Below are 242 nucleotides of genomic sequence, written 5' to 3'. Positions count from 1 at the left end.
GAACGGCGAAGTACCCGAGGACTGGGCCGACAAGCCCGCGAAGCGCGCGCAGAAGGATGTGGACGCGCGCTGGACCAAGAAACACGGCAAGAGCCACTACGGTTACAAGAACCACGTGAACGTGGACCGAAAGCACAAGCTGGTGCGCCGCTACCACGTGTCAGACGCCGCCCTGCACGACAGCCAAGCGGTGGATCACCTGCTGATGCGGGGCAATACCGGCGCGGGGGTCTGGGCGGATG

The 242-nt window shown here is 64.9% G+C and carries 1 protein-coding gene; it reads left to right on the top strand.

From position 1 onward, the window contains the following. The coding region (locus ACH107_RS34005) for a transposase (RefSeq protein ID WP_412509949.1) at positions 1-242 on the top strand (242 nt) is incomplete at both ends.

Source organism: Roseovarius halophilus (ex Wu et al. 2025) (assembly GCF_047086965.1).
Note: the sequence above shows the minus strand (reverse complement) of the source record. Positions and strands in the feature narration are given on the sequence as shown.